Source organism: Methanobrevibacter sp. (genome assembly GCF_030539875.1).
Taxonomy (GTDB): domain Archaea; phylum Methanobacteriota; class Methanobacteria; order Methanobacteriales; family Methanobacteriaceae; genus Methanocatella.
Genome location: NZ_JAUNXI010000003.1, coordinates 83,735 through 102,778 on the forward strand (window position 1 = coordinate 83,735; position 19,044 = coordinate 102,778).

Annotated in this window: 22 protein-coding genes and 1 pseudogene; 14 read left to right on the top strand and 9 right to left on the bottom strand. The window is 32.2% G+C overall.

Annotated features, from left to right (window positions below; genetic code table 11):
- Position 1: 1 nt before the first annotated feature.
- Both Q4Q16_RS01855 and Q4Q16_RS01860 read left to right on the top strand, forming a co-directional pair.
- Positions 2–1,003 carry a GGGtGRT protein gene (locus tag Q4Q16_RS01855; RefSeq protein WP_303345800.1) on the top strand — a complete coding sequence of 334 codons (1,002 nt, stop codon included), beginning with the start codon at positions 2–4 and terminating at the stop codon, positions 1,001–1,003.
- 43 nt (positions 1,004–1,046) lie between these two features.
- Positions 1,047–1,466 (top strand): NUDIX domain-containing protein, encoded by a 420-nt coding sequence (locus Q4Q16_RS01860; RefSeq protein WP_303345801.1) that lies wholly within the window; start codon positions 1,047–1,049, stop codon positions 1,464–1,466.
- Positions 1,467–1,486: 20 nt separating this feature from the next.
- Here the strand turns inward: Q4Q16_RS01860 and Q4Q16_RS01865 are convergent, their stop codons facing one another.
- Positions 1,487–2,284: an amidohydrolase family protein gene (locus tag Q4Q16_RS01865; protein WP_303345802.1), complete on the bottom strand. Its 798-nt coding sequence runs from the start codon at positions 2,282–2,284 to the stop codon at positions 1,487–1,489.
- Positions 2,285–2,550: 266 nt separating this feature from the next.
- Here Q4Q16_RS01865 and Q4Q16_RS01870 point away from each other — a divergent pair, with 266 nt between their 5' ends.
- The 6 genes from Q4Q16_RS01870 to ung all read left to right on the top strand — a co-directional run bounded on the left by Q4Q16_RS01870 (position 2,551) and on the right by ung (position 8,021).
- The gene (locus Q4Q16_RS01870; protein ID WP_303345803.1) at positions 2,551–3,501 is read left to right on the top strand and encodes a malate dehydrogenase; all 951 of its coding nucleotides are present in this window, start codon (positions 2,551–2,553) and stop codon (positions 3,499–3,501) included.
- A gap of 79 nt (positions 3,502–3,580) precedes the next feature.
- The gene (gene dtd / locus Q4Q16_RS01875; RefSeq protein WP_303345804.1) at positions 3,581–4,024 is read left to right on the top strand and encodes a D-aminoacyl-tRNA deacylase; all 444 of its coding nucleotides are present in this window, start codon (positions 3,581–3,583) and stop codon (positions 4,022–4,024) included.
- A 101-nt stretch (positions 4,025–4,125) separates the two neighbouring features.
- The gene (locus Q4Q16_RS01880) at positions 4,126–5,268 is read left to right on the top strand and encodes a toxic anion resistance protein (protein ID WP_303345805.1); all 1,143 of its coding nucleotides are present in this window, start codon (positions 4,126–4,128) and stop codon (positions 5,266–5,268) included.
- 70 nt (positions 5,269–5,338) lie between these two features.
- Positions 5,339–6,049, top strand: coding sequence for an alpha/beta hydrolase (locus tag Q4Q16_RS01885; protein WP_303345806.1), 711 nt, complete (start codon positions 5,339–5,341; stop codon positions 6,047–6,049).
- A 205-nt stretch (positions 6,050–6,254) separates the two neighbouring features.
- The gene (locus Q4Q16_RS01890; protein WP_303345807.1) at positions 6,255–7,334 is read left to right on the top strand and encodes an acyltransferase; all 1,080 of its coding nucleotides are present in this window, start codon (positions 6,255–6,257) and stop codon (positions 7,332–7,334) included.
- A gap of 27 nt (positions 7,335–7,361) precedes the next feature.
- Positions 7,362–8,021, top strand: coding sequence for a uracil-DNA glycosylase (gene ung, locus Q4Q16_RS01895; protein ID WP_303345808.1), 660 nt, complete (start codon positions 7,362–7,364; stop codon positions 8,019–8,021).
- A gap of 6 nt (positions 8,022–8,027) precedes the next feature.
- Here the strand turns inward: ung and Q4Q16_RS01900 are convergent, their stop codons facing one another.
- The gene (locus Q4Q16_RS01900; RefSeq protein WP_303345809.1) at positions 8,028–8,594 is read right to left on the bottom strand and encodes a hypothetical protein; all 567 of its coding nucleotides are present in this window, start codon (positions 8,592–8,594) and stop codon (positions 8,028–8,030) included.
- 114 nt (positions 8,595–8,708) lie between these two features.
- Between Q4Q16_RS01900 and Q4Q16_RS01905 the strand changes: the two genes are divergently transcribed.
- The gene (locus Q4Q16_RS01905) at positions 8,709–9,737 is read left to right on the top strand and encodes an acyltransferase (protein ID WP_303345810.1); all 1,029 of its coding nucleotides are present in this window, start codon (positions 8,709–8,711) and stop codon (positions 9,735–9,737) included.
- 63 nt (positions 9,738–9,800) lie between these two features.
- Here the strand turns inward: Q4Q16_RS01905 and Q4Q16_RS01910 are convergent, their stop codons facing one another.
- From Q4Q16_RS01910 to Q4Q16_RS01920, 4 genes and pseudogenes are all read right to left on the bottom strand, one after another.
- Positions 9,801–11,159 carry an MFS transporter gene (locus Q4Q16_RS01910; protein WP_303345811.1) on the bottom strand — a complete coding sequence of 453 codons (1,359 nt, stop codon included), beginning with the start codon at positions 11,157–11,159 and terminating at the stop codon, positions 9,801–9,803.
- Between the two features lie 17 nt (positions 11,160–11,176).
- Positions 11,177–11,332 (bottom strand): hypothetical protein, encoded by a 156-nt coding sequence (locus tag Q4Q16_RS01915; protein ID WP_303345812.1) that lies wholly within the window; start codon positions 11,330–11,332, stop codon positions 11,177–11,179.
- A gap of 36 nt (positions 11,333–11,368) precedes the next feature.
- Positions 11,369–11,440, bottom strand: a pseudogene (locus Q4Q16_RS09270) (hypothetical protein); the annotation flags it as partial.
- Positions 11,440–11,613: a hypothetical protein gene (locus Q4Q16_RS01920; RefSeq protein WP_303345813.1), complete on the bottom strand. Its 174-nt coding sequence runs from the start codon at positions 11,611–11,613 to the stop codon at positions 11,440–11,442. The pseudogene Q4Q16_RS09270 and the gene Q4Q16_RS01920, both read right to left, overlap by 1 nt.
- Before the next feature lie 152 nt (positions 11,614–11,765).
- Here Q4Q16_RS01920 and Q4Q16_RS01925 point away from each other — a divergent pair, with 152 nt between their 5' ends.
- From Q4Q16_RS01925 to Q4Q16_RS01935, 3 genes are all read left to right on the top strand, one after another.
- Entirely contained in the window at positions 11,766–12,074 is a 309-nt protein-coding gene (locus Q4Q16_RS01925) for a hypothetical protein (RefSeq protein WP_303345815.1), read from the top strand.
- Positions 12,075–12,161: 87 nt separating this feature from the next.
- Positions 12,162–12,842, top strand: a complete 681-nt coding sequence (locus tag Q4Q16_RS01930) for a hypothetical protein (RefSeq protein ID WP_303345816.1) — start codon at positions 12,162–12,164, stop codon at positions 12,840–12,842.
- Between the two features lie 4 nt (positions 12,843–12,846).
- Entirely contained in the window at positions 12,847–14,301 is a 1,455-nt protein-coding gene (locus tag Q4Q16_RS01935; protein WP_303345818.1) for an NAD(P)/FAD-dependent oxidoreductase, read from the top strand.
- A 100-nt stretch (positions 14,302–14,401) separates the two neighbouring features.
- On the opposite strand, the gene Q4Q16_RS01940 is transcribed toward Q4Q16_RS01935, so the two are convergent.
- Positions 14,402–14,878 carry a GNAT family N-acetyltransferase gene (locus Q4Q16_RS01940; RefSeq protein WP_303345819.1) on the bottom strand — a complete coding sequence of 159 codons (477 nt, stop codon included), beginning with the start codon at positions 14,876–14,878 and terminating at the stop codon, positions 14,402–14,404.
- Positions 14,879–14,944: 66 nt separating this feature from the next.
- Positions 14,945–16,282: an NCS2 family permease gene (locus Q4Q16_RS01945; protein ID WP_303345820.1), complete on the bottom strand. Its 1,338-nt coding sequence runs from the start codon at positions 16,280–16,282 to the stop codon at positions 14,945–14,947.
- Between the two features lie 401 nt (positions 16,283–16,683).
- Between Q4Q16_RS01945 and Q4Q16_RS01950 the strand changes: the two genes are divergently transcribed.
- Positions 16,684–17,109, top strand: a complete 426-nt coding sequence (locus Q4Q16_RS01950) for a universal stress protein (protein ID WP_303345821.1) — start codon at positions 16,684–16,686, stop codon at positions 17,107–17,109.
- A 70-nt stretch (positions 17,110–17,179) separates the two neighbouring features.
- Here the strand turns inward: Q4Q16_RS01950 and Q4Q16_RS01955 are convergent, their stop codons facing one another.
- Positions 17,180–17,410, bottom strand: a complete 231-nt coding sequence (locus Q4Q16_RS01955) for a hypothetical protein (protein ID WP_303345823.1) — start codon at positions 17,408–17,410, stop codon at positions 17,180–17,182.
- 198 nt (positions 17,411–17,608) lie between these two features.
- Here Q4Q16_RS01955 and Q4Q16_RS01960 point away from each other — a divergent pair, with 198 nt between their 5' ends.
- Positions 17,609–18,991 carry an MFS transporter gene (locus Q4Q16_RS01960; RefSeq protein ID WP_303345825.1) on the top strand — a complete coding sequence of 461 codons (1,383 nt, stop codon included), beginning with the start codon at positions 17,609–17,611 and terminating at the stop codon, positions 18,989–18,991.
- The last annotated feature ends 53 nt before the right edge of the window (positions 18,992–19,044 follow it).

Here is a 19,044-nt window from a genome sequence, read left to right on the forward strand (position 1 = left end):
CATGAGTTTATTTGAAAGTTATGAAAGAAGAATCAACCAAATCACTCCAGTTTTAGAAAAATACGGAATTGAAAATCTCGAAGAAGCAAAACAAATTTGTCTTGACAAGGGATTTGACCCTCATGAAATCGTAAAAGGGGTTCAGCCTATTTGTTTTGAAAATGCATGTTGGGCATATACCCTCGGAGCGGCAATAGCTATTAAACAGGGATGTCTTAAAGCTAGTGATGCTGCAAAGGCTATTGGTGAAGGATTGCAGGCATTTTGTATTCCCGGAAGTGTTGCTGATGACAGGCAGGTTGGTTTAGGTCATGGTAACTTAGCATCAATGCTTTTAAGTGACGAATCCGAATGTTTTGCTTTTCTTGCAGGTCATGAAAGTTTTGCAGCAGCTGAAGGCGCAATAGGTATTGCAAACTCAGCTAATGAGGTACGTGAAAAACCTTTAAGAGTCATTTTAAATGGTCTTGGAAAGGATGCAGCATTAATTATTTCCAGAATCAACGGATTTACTCATGTGGAAACAGAATTTGATTATTTCACAGGTGAAGTAAAAGTAGTAAAAGAAAAAGCATATTCTGATGGTGAAAGGGCAAAAGTAAGATGTTATGGTGCTGATGATGTGCGTGAAGGTGTGGCCATTATGCATTTGGAAGGTGTCGATGTGTCAATTACTGGTAATTCAACTAATCCAACACGTTTCCAGCATCCGGTTGCCGGAACATATAAAAAAGAGTGTATCCTTCAGGACAAGAAATATTTCTCTGTTGCATCCGGTGGAGGAACAGGTAGAACATTACACCCTGATAATATGGCTGCAGGTCCTGCCTCATATGGTATGACCGATACTCTTGGGAGAATGCATTCCGATGCCCAATTTGCAGGATCATCTTCTGTACCTGCTCATGTGGAAATGATGGGATTGATAGGTATGGGCAATAATCCGATGGTTGGAGCATCTGTTGCAGTTGCCGTTGCAGTTGAAAAAGCAATGAAACAATAAAAGAGAATCTGTTTCTCTTTTATTTTTTATTGGAGGTATTTTTATGGATACACGATGGGGATTGACTGTAAGGGGAATTTGTGAATTCAATAATAAGGTTTTACTTTTAAAAATCAGATCCCGTTCTGCTCATGATGCAAAAAAATGGGAAATACCTGGAGGTAAAGTAAAAAAAGCCGAATTTTTCGATGATGCTCTAAAGAGAGAATTTTTAGAAGAAACAGGTCTGAAAATTGATGTTAAAGAGTTATATAATGTAGTTAGAAATGACTATACTGCCTGTAAAACAAATGAAGAAGTTAAATCAATTCAGTTAATCATGAAAGTCTCATCCAATAGTGGTAAAATAACTATTAGTGAAGAACATGATGAATACGGTTGGTTTAGCTGGGATGAAATAAGTGAAATGATTGCAGATGAGCTATTGACCCCTCCTGCAATTGAAGCATTTAATAAAGACTAGTTCTTTACTTTTACTTTTTTTTAAATTAACCCCAGTATTTTAGCGGCATTGTCATATAGAATCTGTGACTTTTCTTTTTTGGTTAAATCAAGTTTGTTGAAGTATTCCATTTCACTAACTGAATCCCACATTGGATAATCTGTTCCCCATAAAACTTTATCGCTACCGTAGGCATGAATTAAATCCAGGGCTGCTTGCGGGCTTAAATCATATAAGCTGGAGCTTAAATCAACATATAAATTTGGAATTCCCGCTAATTTTTCAGTAGCTTCTTTCCATATGCTCCAACCTGCAAAATGAGCGCCAATAAATGTTATGTCTGGAAACTTCTCTAAAAATGGTTTCAATTGGTCCGGATTGGAATAATTGTATCTAAAGTCTCCACAATGAACAAGCATAGGTACCTGACCTTCACTTACGACTTCTCCAATCTTAAATGCACGCTGACTGTCCATTGGAAACTGCTGAAAATCAGGATGCAATTTGACTCCTTTAAGACCCAGTTCAATCAAATAATCAAAATCACCTTGAATATCGTCACTATCCGGATGTAATGTTCCAAAACCGGTAAATAAATCTGAATGTGAATTTACAGTTTCTGCAATAAATTCGTTAATTGATTTGACCTGTTTTGGTGTTGTTGCAACAGAATGAATTAGATAATGGGTAACTCCAACTTTACTGCCGTCTTTAATTAAATCACTTACCTTTCCGTTTAGAGACATGTCCAAATCATAAAATTTTCTTATTCCCTCCACTGCTTTATCTGCTATTTTTTCAGGATAAATATGACAGTGTGCATTTATAATTTTTTGCATATTCTTTAGCCACCTTGCAATATAGTTTTGTTCATATTCTGATTATTCTATTATGGTGATAATTTTTTTAGTGAATCTATGTTTTAATCTCTTTTTGTTATAAATTAACTTGTTTTTAATATATAAATATTGTTAGTATTCAATTTTTATGAAGAATTTCGTTAATTAAATTAATTTTGTTTAATAATATTAAATTTTGGTAAATTATTTTTAATTTTTTAAAAGGTTAGTAAAATATTTTTATTATAAAAACATATTTATTATGCATGGTAAAGGTAACTATTATTGGCTCAACTGGAACAATTGGTAAAAATGTTGCATTCACATTAGCAAGGGAAGATACAGTTGATGAAATTATTATGTTTTCAAGGCCTGAAAGTCTTGACAAGGCTAAAGGCGAAACTTATGATATGTATGATGCATTAGCTGCAAGAGATATAGACTGTAAATTAATTCCATCAGCCGATTTTAATGACATTAAGGGATCTAATGTAGTGTTGATTGCTGCTGGAATTCATCGTGAAAAGGGAATGGACAGACTTGATTTGGCTCTTCCAAATGCTAGAATCGTTGAATATTATTCAAAGCAAATAGCTAAATACGCTCCAGATTCCATTATTCTTGTTGCTACAAATCCTGTTGATGTTATGACAACAATTGCCCTTGAAGCCTCTAATTTCAATAAAATGAAAGTTATTGGAATTGGAAATCACTTGGATTCACTTAGATTAAAAAACTATTTCTCAAAACAAATCAATATTAATAGTTCCGAGGTTCACACAAGGGTTGTTGGCGAACATGGAAATAATATGGTTCCCCTTTTAAGTTCAACAACCATCGGAGGAATTCCATTAAAATATTTCGTTGAATATGTTGAGATAGATGTCAGGTCACTGATTCACCAGCTTAGAAATGCCGGAAATACCATTATTTCAAAAAAAGGGGCAACTGAATATGGGCCTGCTTTTGCAATCTCAAATCTGATTTCAACCATTATAACTGACACACATAAAGTTTTAACTGTTAGCTGTTATTTGGATGGTGAAGTTGAAGGTGTTGAAGGCATATCATTAGGTGTTCCTGCTGTCATATCTAAAAATGGAATTGCATTGATTGCTTCCATTCATATGAGTGAATTTGAGAGAAATGCTTTTATTAAGGCGGCTGAAACTGTTCGTGAAGCAACTGAGGAAGTAAAAAAACAGTTAAGTAGCTAATCTATTTATAAAACAAGTTGATTTTTTATAATGGTTCTTAGGAACTGTCCAATATTTTTCTATTTTACAGGGTGAATAAATGAAATTAGTTGTTCAAAGAGTGAGTAGCGCAAGCGTTGAAGTTGATAAAAAAATTGTGGGCGAAATTGATAAAGGATTAATGGTTCTTGTTGGATTTGGGGAAAATGATACTCAAAAAGAAGCGGACTATCTTTCTCAAAAACTTATAAAATTAAGAATCTTTCCTGATGAAAATGGACGTATGAATAAATCTGTTAGGGATATTGGGGGAAAGTTATTGTTAGTTCCTCAATTTACGTTATATGCTTCAACTAAAAAAAACAGACCTTCATTTCACAAGGCATTATCTCAGGATATTGCAACCGGTCTGTTTGATTATTTCACATCTAAATGCAGCCGGGAAATTGATGTTGAAACCGGTGAATTTGGAGCTTATATGAAAGTAAATCTGTTAAATGACGGTCCTGTAACAATAATCCTTGAAAAAGAATTTAATGATTAATAACAATTTTAATACATACATATAATAATTATAAAATTAATATATTTATTTAATTAGGTTGTACTGATTTTAAAAAGGACTGTTTATGATAAGGTGATTTTATGGCTGAATTTTCATTAAATGTAGATGAAATAAAACAAGATGTTGAAACAACTTTAAAAGAAGAAGAAAAGAAATTGGAAGATTCAAATATTAAAAATCAAGCTCAGGATAATGCTGTTGCAATATTTGGCACTGATTTAAATAATCCTAAAGAAAGAGAACAAATCTTAAAACCGCTAGATGAATTCGGTTTAAATGAAATGTCAAGATCAGCAGCTCATAATGAAATGTTGGCTACTAGATTTGTTGATTTAACAAAAGGCGGTAAGGAATCCGACAGTATTAGTGAGAATTTACTTGAGTTAAATAGGCAGGTCAAGGATTTGGATCCGAGTAAAGTGGATTTTGCAAAAAAAGGAGTGCTGGGCAATTTAATGAATCCTGTTAGAAAATACTTTGCCAAGTATGAAAAAGCAGAAACTGCAATTTCCGATATTGTCGCATCTCTTGATAAAAGCAGTAAGATTCTTCAAAATGACAATACAACTCTTTTAAATGAGGAAAATTATCTAAGGGAAGTTACAAAAAAACTCCTTGCAGATATTGAACTTGCAAAACAAATGGATCAATCTATTGAATCACAGATTCAAACTGCTGAAATTGAAGGAGTTGACGAAGAAAAAATTGTATTTGTTCGTGAGGAAATTCTCTTCCCGCTTAGGCAAAGAATTATGGATATGCAGCAGATGATTGTAGTAAACCAGCAGGGTATTGTATCTCTTAATGTAATTAGGAGAAACAATAAAGAGTTAATTAGAGGCGTTAATCGTGCACAGAATGTAACTGTTTCAGCCCTAAGAACTGGTGTAATGGTTGCAAGTGCTCTTTATGATCAAAAAATCGTCATGGATAAAATTAACATTATAAATTCAACAACAGAACATATAATTGAATCTACTTCCCACATGCTTAAAGAACAAGGAAGTGAAATACAAAAACACAGTGCTGAGGCTATGATTTCTCCTGAAGTTTTAAAAACCTCATTTGCAGAAGCAATTCAGGCAATTGAAGATGTAAGCAATTACAAGAAACAGGCACTTCCTCAAATGAAAGAAACAATTGTATTGTTTACCGACTTAGCTAATGAAGGTCAAAAAGTTGTTGAAAAAATAGAAACAGGCAATGACCATATATTAAAATAGTAGGTTTAATACCTGCTAAATTCTTTTTTTATAATATTTTTTAAATACTGGCTGTTTTTTAAATATATTTATGAATAAAAAAGTTAAAATCACCATATTGATTGCTGTAGCAGTTTTAGCATTATTTTTCATATATTATGTAACTGATTATTATCCTGCTGAAAGGATAGCTACTGACAGCTTAAATAATGACAGTAATGTATCTGTTGTTGAAATATCAAAAGGATTATTATTTGACGGACCTGGAAATGAATCTGCATTAATATTTTATCCTGGTGCTAAAGTGGAATATACTTCCTATGCACCGTTACTTAAAAACCTATCAAGTCAGGGCGTTGATTGCTATTTACTTCACATGCCTTTTAATTTGGCGTTTTTTGGTCAAAACAGTGCTGATGACATAATAAAAAATTCTTCTTATAAACATTATTTCCTCTCAGGTCATTCTCTGGGGGGCGTTATGGCTTCATCATATATTAATAGTACAAATGCAAGTGATGGCCTAATATTATTTGCTTCTTATCCAAGTTCTCAAATTGAAAAGCCTGTATTGTCAATTTACGGATCTGAAGATAAAGTATTGAACATGGATAATTACTTCAAATCAAAAGGGTTAGTTAAAAATAATTTCACTGAATTTGTAATAAATGGTGGAAATCATGCACAATTCGGGTATTACGGCAATCAGTCCGGCGATGGAATGGCTCAAATTCCTGCAGACATACAACAAAATCAGGCTATAGATAAAATAATTTCCTTTATTGATGAAGTGTTAGCATGAAACCTTTCTGAAATATTGCTTTTAGTTGTTAAAAATCATGAGGTTAGGGGTTTAATATCTAAATAGATTTATTTATTAGTTTTTTTAAATTATTAATCATGTTTAGATATGGGGTGTGTAAAACAACAACTAAACAAGAATCTCTTCTCACAGATATGGTCGTTGGTGAAATTAACCAATACTGATAAACTGAAATTGGTGTTTTATGAACAAATCAAAACGAATTTTTTATTATGATGTAGTGCGGGCAATCGCAATAATTGGAATAGTTTTTTGCTATGTTTCAATTTATTTTGTTTTAACAGGTGTAAAAACACCAAATTTCTATATATCTGCTTTTTTTGATTGTTTTAGGGAATTTTCAGTTCCTCTTTTTGTCATGCTTAGCGGTGCTCTGCTGATTAATAAAAAAGATTCATTAATTAAATTCTTTAAAAAGAGACTGTCCAGGCTGTTGATTCCGTTTCTATTTTGGGTTTTAATTTATATTTTATACTCATCACTCTACATTACAAAAGGATTTAATTTAGTTAATGCATTAAATATCTTTCTTGGGTCATCTGGAACATTGGGAGTTGCATTCTGGTTTATTTGGATGATAATAATATCATATATGGGGATATTCGCTGTTAATAAATTAATTGAATTCGGAAATAAAAGAAAAGAAAATTTTGATGAGAAATTTATCAATTTGCTGGCTTTATTGTCTTTTATCTATATTCTAATTTCACAATTTGGTTTATTTAATCCGTATTCATCTAAACTGATTTATTTCATTTCATTCATGTCGTATATTGTAATTGGATATTTTATAGCCAATAATGATTATATTGGAAATAAATTTGATTCAAAAATTATTCTTGCTGTTGCATTTTCAGTTTCAATATTACTGTATTTCTATTATATATTTGGTTTTGTAGTTCCTCAGTCACTTTTAAGCAATCATTTTGTTTATAAAGGTTATTTCAACCTTTTGATTTTAACCCTGTCTGTAAATGTTTTTGTATTTTTCAAATATCTCTCTAAAACAGATTATTTAAAACGTATTGAAGATAACAAACTGGGAAATGCATTAACATTAATCAGCGAATACAGTTTTGGAATATATTTATGCCATTACTTGGTGCTTCATATTTTAAAGTTAAACCTATTTAGCTTATATTATGGCCAAAACCCAATAATCTGGATACCTGTTTTAGTAATAACAACCACTTTGATTTCACTTTTGATTTTATGGATTTTAAATAGGATTCCTTATTTAAATAAATTTTCAGGAAAAAGTTAAAATAAATTAATATACAAAGTAATTTTCATGATTGGCAATGACTGGGATCTGGCTTTAAAAGATGAATTTGAAAAGGAATATTTCTTAAAAATTAAAGAATTTATCGAAGAGGAGTATAACTCAAAAACGATTTATCCTCCCTTTGAGGATGTGTTTAATGCATTTAAGTTAACTCCTTTAAGCAATGTTAAAGCGGTTATATTGGGTCAGGACCCTTATCATGAAGAAGGCCAGGCTCACGGCCTTGCATTTTCCACTCCGGACGGCAAACCTATTCCTCGTTCATTAAAAAATATTTTCAAAGAAATCAGTAATGAGTATTCATATCCTATTCCCGAATCAGGATGTTTGGAAAAATGGGCAGAACAGGGTGTTTTTTTATTAAATACAGTTTTAACAGTAGAGGAGAGCAATGCCAATTCTCATAGCAAGTGCGGATGGCAGACATTTACAGATAATGTGATTAGAATTTTAAACCAAAAAACACAGCCTGTTGTGTTTTTACTTTGGGGAAAACAGGCCGAAAAGAAAAAAGATTTGATTACAAATCCAAAGCATCTTGTGCTGATTACCTCACATCCATCTCCTTTTTCTGCAAGAAGAGGTTTTTTAGGTTCCAATCACTTCAAATTAGCAAATAAGTTTTTAAAAGAAAATGATGTTGATGAAATTAACTGGAAATTGTAAACTGTTTTAAATAACAATTTCATAATCTGTTTTCCGGTTATCTCTCATTCTGGAGTCCATATCTATTAAATCATAAACCAGGGGATTGGCTATTAACTTAGACCATATTTCATATGTTACTTGGATAAAATCATCGTTTAATTTTATATGCTGATCCACAATAGGGCATTTGTATGGAAATTCGCTTTCATCAAAAATCAGGTGAAATTCTCCTTTTTTATTTAAATGGGGAATTAATGGAAATGTTCTGCATTGAATCGGCCGGATACTTCTGTCACATTTTGGTGGATTGATGCATTTGACAAGATAGATTTGCCCTTTCCAGGAATGAGGATATTTAATTTCTGATGAATCAATGTAATATAGCTCAAAGCTATCGCTATTTTCATACATTAACTCCTCACCCGGCAGGAGATATAGTGCCAAATCTTCATTGTGATAGTCTTCAGCATCATAAACGCAGCATACCTCGCCGCATAATTTTCCACAATCAAAGTCAACAGGAGATACCTGATCGAGTCTTTCATAAATCTTTTTTATAGTTTTTTTCATTTCATCTGCTGTAATTTCCATATAGCTTCAACTCGTCTAGTTAATGTTTATTTTTCCTTGTATTTGAAAATTAGCATTAAGTTTATTAATTTTTAATTCAATAATATTATTAATTAAGTATAATCTGGGATTATTATGGTTTTAATGAAAGACAGGATTTTTTATTTTGATGAATTGAGGGCTTTAGCAATACTTTTTGTATTATTGGCTCATGTAATTCAATATTTCCCAATCAATATCAATTATATGACTTCACCTACTCTATTATCTTATCTTACAATATCCAGAATGGGTGTTCCATTATTTTTCATGTTAAGCGGGGCTTTACTCTTGAATAAGGAATATTCATTAGGCAGTTTTTTTAAAAAACGTTTTACAAGAGTGTTGATACCTGCAGCATTCTGGTATATTATTTTACTTATTAGCGTAGCATCAGCAAACGGATTTAATTTCGATTTGGCTTACTTATGGGGACAGGGTGCTGAATTCCCATGGTTTGTTTGTGCAATCATTGGTGTTTATTTGGTCATGCCTGTTTTCAATTCTTTTATTAAGGAATATGGTATGAAAGGTGTTGAATATTTTATCTTAATCTGGGTTATTCTACTTATTTTAACAAATTCATGTCTTGTTGAAAATTATTATATCGGTTTAATTTTTGCAAATGTCGGCATTTATATCGGATATGCTGTTTTAGGCTATTATTTGGCAAATAATGACTTTAATATTTATTCCTTGCCTATGGTTGTATTTTGTTTAATTATTTTCATCGCCACAATTGGATATAATATGTATAATGCATTTTATTTTGCTGTTCCTGTATATATTGAATCCATCTCAATTATTATTCAATGCTCCGCTTTATTCTTAATTTTTAGATATTTAAGTAAATTTGCAGTATTCAATCCTAAAAATTCATTATCAAAAGTACATAATTTTGTTGAAAAGTCCATAATCGGCAGGATTGTTTATATATTGAGCATTTCCAGTTATGCTATCTATCTAATGCATATTATTGTAGTTAATTTTCTGCTTCAATACTATCCTATCGAAACATTCAACTTGATTCCTGTTGTATTTTTATTATTGGCGATAATAACTCTTGCAATTGTATTTGTTTTATCTAAAATACCTGGTTTAAATAAAATAGTTGGTATTCATTAGATTTAAAAAGGTGGAAAAATTGATAGCTGCTATCAATTTTACCTGTCCGTATTGAATTTATCTCTAGATTTTATTCCAACAAGTGAAGCGAATATGGCTAGAACACATGCTAAAGTGGAGATTCCGCAAATGGTTTGTGAAGCATGTATAATCATGGATGCATACTGCGGAACTAATTCTAAACTGCCCATTACCCATGTAAATACCAATGTCAAGACCAAGACTCATTGTCTGGCCAAGTGTTCTCATTGTAGCCTGTGATGCAGAAGCGGTTGGAGCGTCTTTTGGAGGAACAGAACTCATAATGGCATTCATATTTGGAGATGAGAAAAGTCCCATGCCAACACCCTGTAAAATCATTGCTAAGATTACAAGATATACCGGTGTATTTCCGTTTAAGAATGTTAATATTGCCAGTGATGCTGTTGCAATTCCAATTCCTATTGCTGCTAATTTTTGAGGATGTATCCTATCAGATAGTCTTCCTGCATTTGGAGCCATAATGGCCATGATGATTGGTGTAATTATCAATATTAATCCGGACATCTGAGCATCCCATCCTCTTACATATTGGAAATGGTAGTTTAGGATGGTTGTTACTACCATTATTGCTAAATAGCTGCATAACGCAGCTACATTTGAGGATGCAAATTTTTTATTTTTAAATAGATGCATATCAAAAACCGGAGAATTCTGCCTTAATTCATAAAGGGCAAAAATCACTAGCAAAATAATCCCACAAACAGTTAATAATTTGCCAAGTGCAGTGACTAAACTGGTAAATCCATAAATGAATAATAAAATTCCAATACCATACAATACAGATCCAACTTTATCGATAGTCTCATCTTGATATGTCTTCCATTCTTGAGGTATTTTTAAAACAAGCAGTATGATACATAAAATCAAAAATGGAATTACAAAGTAAAACATTGCCCTCCAACCAAGATTATGCACTAAAAATCCGCATATAACTGGTGAGAGTGAAGTTGCCAAATAAACGCCGGTTACTATAAAACCCAATGCCTTTCCTCTATTTTCAGGTTTGACTGCCTGAACCACCATTGTCATTGCAGAAACATTTAAAAACGCTACCCCCACGCCCTGGATGATTCTGAAAACTAAAAATGATTCGGTTGAAAAAGCAACACATGCACCAAAAGAACCGGCCAAAAATACCAAAACGCCAGCAAGCAACGATTTTTTAACACCAAATTTACCTGAAATCTGCCCTGCCGGAACTGTAAATAACGCCACAACAAGGAAAAATATTGTAGGCACCCAATTTTGAATAATATTATTCATTGCAAATTCCTGTGCTATTGACGGAACCCCTATAATTATGCCGTTTGATAAAAACACCGCAAAAAATGAAGTTATAAATGATACAAATACTACATATGACTCAAGTTCAACTTCCATGATTCTTCCTTCTTTAGTTAATCAATTAATTTCATTGAGTTAACAGCTATTTTGTTCATTCTTTCTCTAAATTCACTGTCATGCTCATCAAGACCAACTTTATTTTCCCAATCAAGGATGAGTTCTCTAATTCTTGGAACAAGTTCGCAGGCTTTATCTGTAGTTTTTAACATATACTTGCGCCTATTTTCAGGATTTATTTCTCTTGTAATATATCCGCAATCTTCCAGTTTTTTAAGTGATTTGGCAATGCCTGCCTTACTTTCACCATAAACATTAATTAAATCATCCTGTGAACAGTTGGGATGTGATAAATCTGTAGGATATAGCGCACTTCGTGGCCTAAACCAAGATCTTTAATTTGTGATTTAATATATTTGATTTCATTTTTTGAAATAAGGTGTACCCATCCGATTAGAGGGGCATTTGCAAATCTCTTTTCCATGTCATCCATTTTTACCACCTATTATCATATATATCTATAGAAAATTTAAATGTTTGTAACAGTTAATAATGGATATAATATATGACAAATACTAGAAAATAATTTAAATGAAAATTACCATATATAATAGTAACTATCTTATGCTTTAATGAGGGATAATTATGAACAAAATTGAAATTGAATTAACTGATGAGCAATTAGAAAAGGTGGAGCACTTGCAATCCCAGGATATAAGTGTTGGTAAAGCTATCGATATGCTTTTTGAAATTAAAGAAAAGGCATTGCCTGAAATCGAACAGATTGATAAGGAAATAAGCTTATTGGAAAAAGTCAAAGAAACCACTTTTGATGTTGACAATAAAGCCGAAATCTTAGATGAAAATTATGGTGATTCTGAAAAGACTTATGAAATGAAAATTCAAGATGTAAAACATAAAATTAAATGGGGAAAAGAATTCTTTAAATTCTAATTTTTTTTTATTTTTTTTATTACTAATTATTTTTAAATTTTAATAGTTATTATTTAAATTCTTTTAGAATTAAATCAAGGTGAAAAATTGAAGATTAAAATAAAAATAATAATTATTTTAATTTTGGTTTTAATTCTAGGCATAATCATAATAGACAATAGCAATCAGATTACATATAAAACAATTGCAAATACAAGTATAGGCACTGTTGAAGTTGGTATTTCAGGTGATGAAAATGCAACAACCAGCATAGCCTTAATTACTGGAATGCATCCGAGAGAACCGAAATCAATAGGGCCTGAAATAGAAGCGGCTAAACGATATGGAAACGGGGATGTTAAAATAATTCATTATAAGGTAACAGTAACAAAAAATCCCAATGATTATGCAAAAGGACGGGCAAATGGTGAAAGTCTTGTTCATGATTATGTAAATCCCAATGTCACTGCCTCTGATGCAGATGCAGTTATAATTAGCCATTCACACATTCCGGAATATGGTCAGGGATTTTACATTGCCACTCCTGCAATGGATAATAAGTCTGTTGAAATAGCTCAAAATATTGAAAAAACAAGCGAGTTTAATTATTACCCGGTTAAAGGCAATGAAACCTACAAATCAACTTCTGCTGTTCTGGTTTCAAAACCTATTGCACAGGCGGGATATCCCACATTTGTCTATGAAGTTCCAGAAGATGTTTTTGACTTTACCATTACTTTTAAGACAAAGGATTTATTTAATTTAATTACAGAAAATATCAGAGGCTAAAATTATGGATTATGATGTTATTTATATTGGAAGCGGAAATGCCGCATGGCAGGGAGGCCGATTTTTAAGAAAAGAAGGCCTTAAAATATTAATCATTGAAGAAAGTTTATTTGGCGGAGCATGTGCAAATAGAGGTTGTAACTCAAAAGCATTACTTGACGCCCCATATGAAATCAAAGCCTTGGCGGATAATTTCGAAGGGGTTGGAAAAGCAGGCAACTTCGATGTGAATTGGCCGGATTTAATGAAACTTAAACGAAAACGCATTGCAGGGATGTCTGTATTTTTAGATAACAAATTCAAAGAGTATGATCTGGATGTGGAGCATGGAAAAGGAGTTATTGTTGATGAACACACTGTCAGAGTAGGTGATAAAACATTTACAACTGATAAGATTGTAATTTGTACAGGATTAAAACCTGTTATTCCGGATATTGAAGGAAAAGAGTATTTGCATGACAGTACGGACTTTTTAGATATTTCAGAGCTTCCAAAACATGCCATTATCATAGGTGCCGGTTTTGTAGGAATGGAATTTGCATCAATACTTGCAGAAGCAGGTCTCAAGGCGGATGTGATAATCAGGGGAGATATGGCATTAAAATATTTCCATCAGCCTTATGTTCAAAAGGTTATAGAAATTTTAAAACAGAAAAATATCCGTTTCCATTTTAACCAAACAGTTAAGGAAATCATTAAGGATGACGGTGTTGCCGCTGATGATGATGGTCTTAAAGTTTTAAATGTGGAAAATTCAATGAATTCCGATGAACTTTTAAGAGATCCCGAGTCAAAAATAGACAATAAAGCTTATGAAAACGGATTTACCGTTAATTGTGAAAGCGGACTTTCCCTAACCGGAGATTATGTAATTGCATCTATAGGAAGGGAAGCTAATGTTGCAGATATCGGTCTTGAAAATGTTGGATTAACATATACCAAAAATGGAATTAAAGTTAACGGACACCTACAAACTGAAGTTCCGAATATTTATGCTTCAGGAGACGTTGCAGATACAGGAATAGCCAAACTTGTAACCGTTGCGATTCACCACTCAAAATATCTTGCAAAAGAGTTACTGGGAAAAGCGGATGAAATTACATATCCTGTCATTCCTGCTGTAGCATATACCCTACCAAGAATAGCTACTGTAGGGGTTCCTGCTTATGTCGCAGATGAAAGTGATGAATATGATGTTCACACCATCAAATACGGCAAGTCATATTCTCTAGAGCTTAAAAATGATCCTACTTCTGAGGCTAAAGTAATTGTTGATAAGGATTTGCAGATTGTAGGTGCTGAAATATATGCTGCAGATGCAGAAAACATTGCCAATATGTTTGCATTCATTATTAACAAGAAAATAACCCTGGAAGAACTTGATTATATGATTTATGCATTCCCTTCAAGCAGTTCTGTATGTTTGTATAAATTGCATAATATCCATTATGAATTATAGTGTTTTATTAACACTATATTATTTTTAAAAACATGAAAATGAGAGAGGTGTTGGTTGTGGAGTCTGGTGAGGATAAATTTCGGCTAAAGCTCTGATAAAACTATTTGCCTAACTCTTTTAGTGTATCTCCACTGATTCTATATACTGTCCAGTCATCCATTGGTTCTGCTCCAATAGATAAGTAAAAATTAATACTTGGCTGATTCCAGTCAAGACACCACCATTCAACCCTTCCGCAGTTTCTCTCAACTGCGATTTGCGCTAATTTTTTAATTAACCCTTTACCGTATCCTTTTCCTCGATATTCCTCTTTTACATATAAATCTTCGAGATATATTCCTCCACGACCTAAAAATGTTGAGAAATTATGGAAAAATAATGCAAATCCGACTTCCTTGTCATCTTCAAGCGCAAATATCACTTCAACAATTTTTTTATCAAAAATCCAGTCACATAACAGTTCTTCGGTTGCAACAACTTCATCAAGCATATTTTCATATTCTGCCAATTCTTTTATAAAGTCTAAAACTAATGAAACATCTTCTTTCTGGGCAAATCTAAATGAACAGCCAGACATACTTTCACCTAAAAAATAAAAAAAGATAAGTGTTGATTTAACACTTATTGAATATAATAAATTAGTTTAAAGTCCGAAGAACAGGTAAATAATAAATACTATTACCATTATCCAAACTAACCAATTTAATTCTTTTGCTTTACCGGCAGCAATACTTGTAATTGCGTAGGTTACAAAACCAAATGCGATACCTAATGAAATAGAGTATGTTAAAAGCATCATGACAATGGTCATGAACACGGATGCAACAACAACAAGGTCGTCCCAATCAACTTCTTTTAATTGAACCATCATTAAGATACCTACAATTACTAATGCAGCAGCAGTTACAGAAGATGTAAATAACGCTAATACTGTAGGAGCAAACAATATTGAGATTAAAAAGAAAATACCTGTAACTACAGCAGTCAAACCAGTTCTACCGCCAAGACCAATACCGGTTGCACTTTCCACATATGCAGTTAAAGTACTTGTACCTAAAATAGCACCAATAATACCGCCGATAGCATCACCAAGGAAAGCTTTGTCAATTCCATCTGCATTACCATCTTCATCAACGAAACCACATTGATTTGCTAAAGGAATTAATGTTCCAGTAGTATCAAAGAAAGTAACAAAGAGTAATGAGAATAAAATCAACAATAAGTTAGGTATATTACTGAATAATTGACCAAATCCGGTTGCAAAAGCACCGAATACTGAAGTATCAATTGTTGTGGATATGAATTGGGCAGGAACACTAGGCATAGCCATTTCCCCAGCACCGAATCCGAATGCAGTAAAGATAACACCTAAAATAGCGGTGAAAACCAAACCGATAAATACAGCAGCAGGTACTTTTCTAACATATAATATTAATGTAACAGCAATACCGATTAATGCTAAAAGGGCAGGAGCGGAGAATAATGATCCTAAAGTAACAATAGTGGATGGATCAGCAACAATAATTCCAGCACCTTTTAATCCGATGAATGCCAAAAAGAAACCAATACCGGCACCGATTGCTAATTTTAAATTGTAAGGAATAGCATTAAGAATTGCTTCCCTAAGACCAGAAATAGTAATTAATAAAAATATAATACTTGAAATAAATACAGCAGCAAGAGCAGCTTCCCATGTGTTACCCATACCTAAGATGATGGTATAAGTAAACAATGCATTCATACCCATACCAGGAGCTAATCCGACAGGATACTTAGAAATAAGCCCCATGATAATACAAGAAATACCTGATGCAAGAGCAGTAGCAAAAAATACACCAGTAGCAGGCATTCCACCTTCAGCCAACATTCCAGGGTTTACTCCCAAAATATATGACATGGCTAGAAAAGTAGTAAGACCAGCAATAATTTCTGTCTTAACGTCCGTGTTGTTTTCAGACAGTTTAAATAAACCATTTAACATATAAAACCTCCAATAGAAAACTTCAAAAATAAAAAAATTCAATAGATTTTTATTTTGAAGGAAATGAATATTTAAAACAATATTCAGAAAGATTTATTATTTAAAATAAATTCTTCAATATTATATTTTTGAACAAATAATATTAAAGCTTTTTTATTATAATTGAAAATTAATGAAAGCTATTTTGAATTTAAATTCAAAAAAACTGAATTTAAAGCAGAATATTGTCATTTCATAATGAAAACACATTGGATATATAAAAGGTATTCATGCAAAATACTCTTAAAATTCATATAATCATGTCAATTTTGATAAAATAATTCATTATTCAATAGATTTTAAAATTTTTTCCATGTTTTTAAATAACATCAATTTCATATTAAATACTGTAGGTGGTTTACATGTTTAAAAAAATTTTACTCCCGACTGACGGATCAGATTATGCAAACCAGGAAATTGACCGCGTAACTAATTTAATTGACAGTGATGGTGAAATTATTATCTTATCTGTAGTTTCCGAATTGGATTCAAGCATATTTCAGAGTAAAAAACATGTTGCAGAAGTAAATGAAGGAATGATTAACGAAGCAATAGATAATGTTAATAAGATGAAAGCAAAATTCCCTGAAGGTTATAATATTAAAACAATAGTAAAAACAGGGGCTCCGGCTGAAACTATTAATGATGTTGCAAAAGATATAGGTGTTGAATTAATTGTAATTTCATCATCTGGAAAAAGCGGAATTCAGAAATTTATTATTGGAAGTGTATCTGAAAGGGTACTGAAAACTGCTGAAGTTGATGTATTATTGGTTCATAATAAATAAACCAGATGAAATTATTCTTATTTTAGTCATGATAGTCTGAGTGCGGTCTGTAAACAATGTCAATTCAGAATTATCCTTTTTTAATGTGTATCAATAAATAAGCTGCAAAGACTATTAGCCATATTGCTATTCCATATAATCCGAACACAGGTATGAATATTGCAAAGGAAAAGAATATGATTATAAAGATAATTGTTCCAAGTATTGAACTTCCGCTGCCTGATTTTGGATTGTTCTTTTTGTCACACTCTTGTTGTTCATTCATAATTGTTAGTAAAATTTCTTCCTCACTTAAAGGCATTAAAAAACCTCCATTATAAGTAATATTATTTTTCCTGTAAAATAAAATTTATTATAAATACAAATCTAATCAAAAATAAACCCCATTAAAATAAAATATTGGCCTCACATTTCTTTCTTTTTTAAAACAAAATAGAAAATTGCATATTATTTAAAAATGTAATATATAAAACAATTAAAATAAGGGAGTTGTTTTTTTATGAATTCAAATAAAAAAGAAGACATCATTGTTATAGTTGTAGCCTCTCTTGCCACATTTTACGGCGCATACATGGGGAATGTCACTCCAGTTGCATTGCCTAAAATGGCTGAGATTTTTGGATTAAGCAATATAATGCAGAATTGGGTTACAAACATCTTTTTACTGACTATGGGAGTATTGGCCATTCCTTTAGGAAAGCTTTGCAGCAAATATGGTGTTAAAAGGACATTTATTTATTCTGTAATTTTAATGTTGATTGGAAGTATCGGAACTCCTCTTTCACATACAATTCCGGAATTAATGATTTTTAGAGTAATTCAGGGAATTGGAGGTGCTGGTCTTTGTGTTGATTCAATGCTAATTATCGCAGAAGCAATAAGTCCTGAAAAAAGAGGCCAGGCACTTGGAATAACTGTATGTTTTACATATATTGGAATTGCACTTGCTCCAGTGCTTGGAGGAACATTAACCTATAATTTCGGATGGGAATCAATATTCTGGGTGATGATTCCTTTTATACTGTTAAACCTCATACTTCTTTTTACAATAAATGACGAATGGTTTAAATACCAAAATGAAAAATTCGACATAAAGGGTTCTCTAGTCTTTGCTGTGGGAATATTGCTATTGATATATGGATTTTCAATATTCAATACATTAATAGGCTTTGCAATAACTGTTGTTGGTGTGCTTTTGCTTATTTTATTCGGTAAAATTGAACTGGCTTCCAAATATCCGGCATTTGATATAAAACTATATAAAAATAAGAAATTTTTATCAAGTAATATTGCCAGCATATTAAGTTATGTAGCCACTTTTGTAGTAACCACAATTGTTAACTACAATTTCCAGTATGTTCGCGGTTTTGATTCCCAAATTTCCGGACTGATTTTAATCACTTTTCCCTTATTGATGGCTATTGTAGCCCCTACCGCAGGAAAATTATCTGATAGAATTGATCCTCAAAAGATTTCAACTATCGGGATGATAATTGTAACTGCAGGTTTGATTTTAATTATACCGTTAGATAAGAATACTTCACTTGCAGTCATATTAATCTCATTAGCACTGCAGGGTATAGGTTACGGATTATTTGCAAGTCCGAATATCAATACCATAATGAGCAGTGTTCCACCAAAAGACACTCCGATGGCCTCAAGTGCAGTAGCTACAATGAGAATACTTGGTCAGACATTAAGTACAGGAATTTTAACTGTAATTTTTGCAATAATGATGGGAAATGTTATAATTCAGCCCTCCAATTATCCGCAGCTAATTTATTGTTCGCAAATAACCCTATTGATTATAACCATAATCAGCGCTATCTGTTTTATTGTTTGTCATATAGGTTATAAATCCCAAGACGAATTGTACTTTTAAATTTGTTAAATAGCCATTTACTCGGCTATTTATTTTTACATTTATCTGCTTAT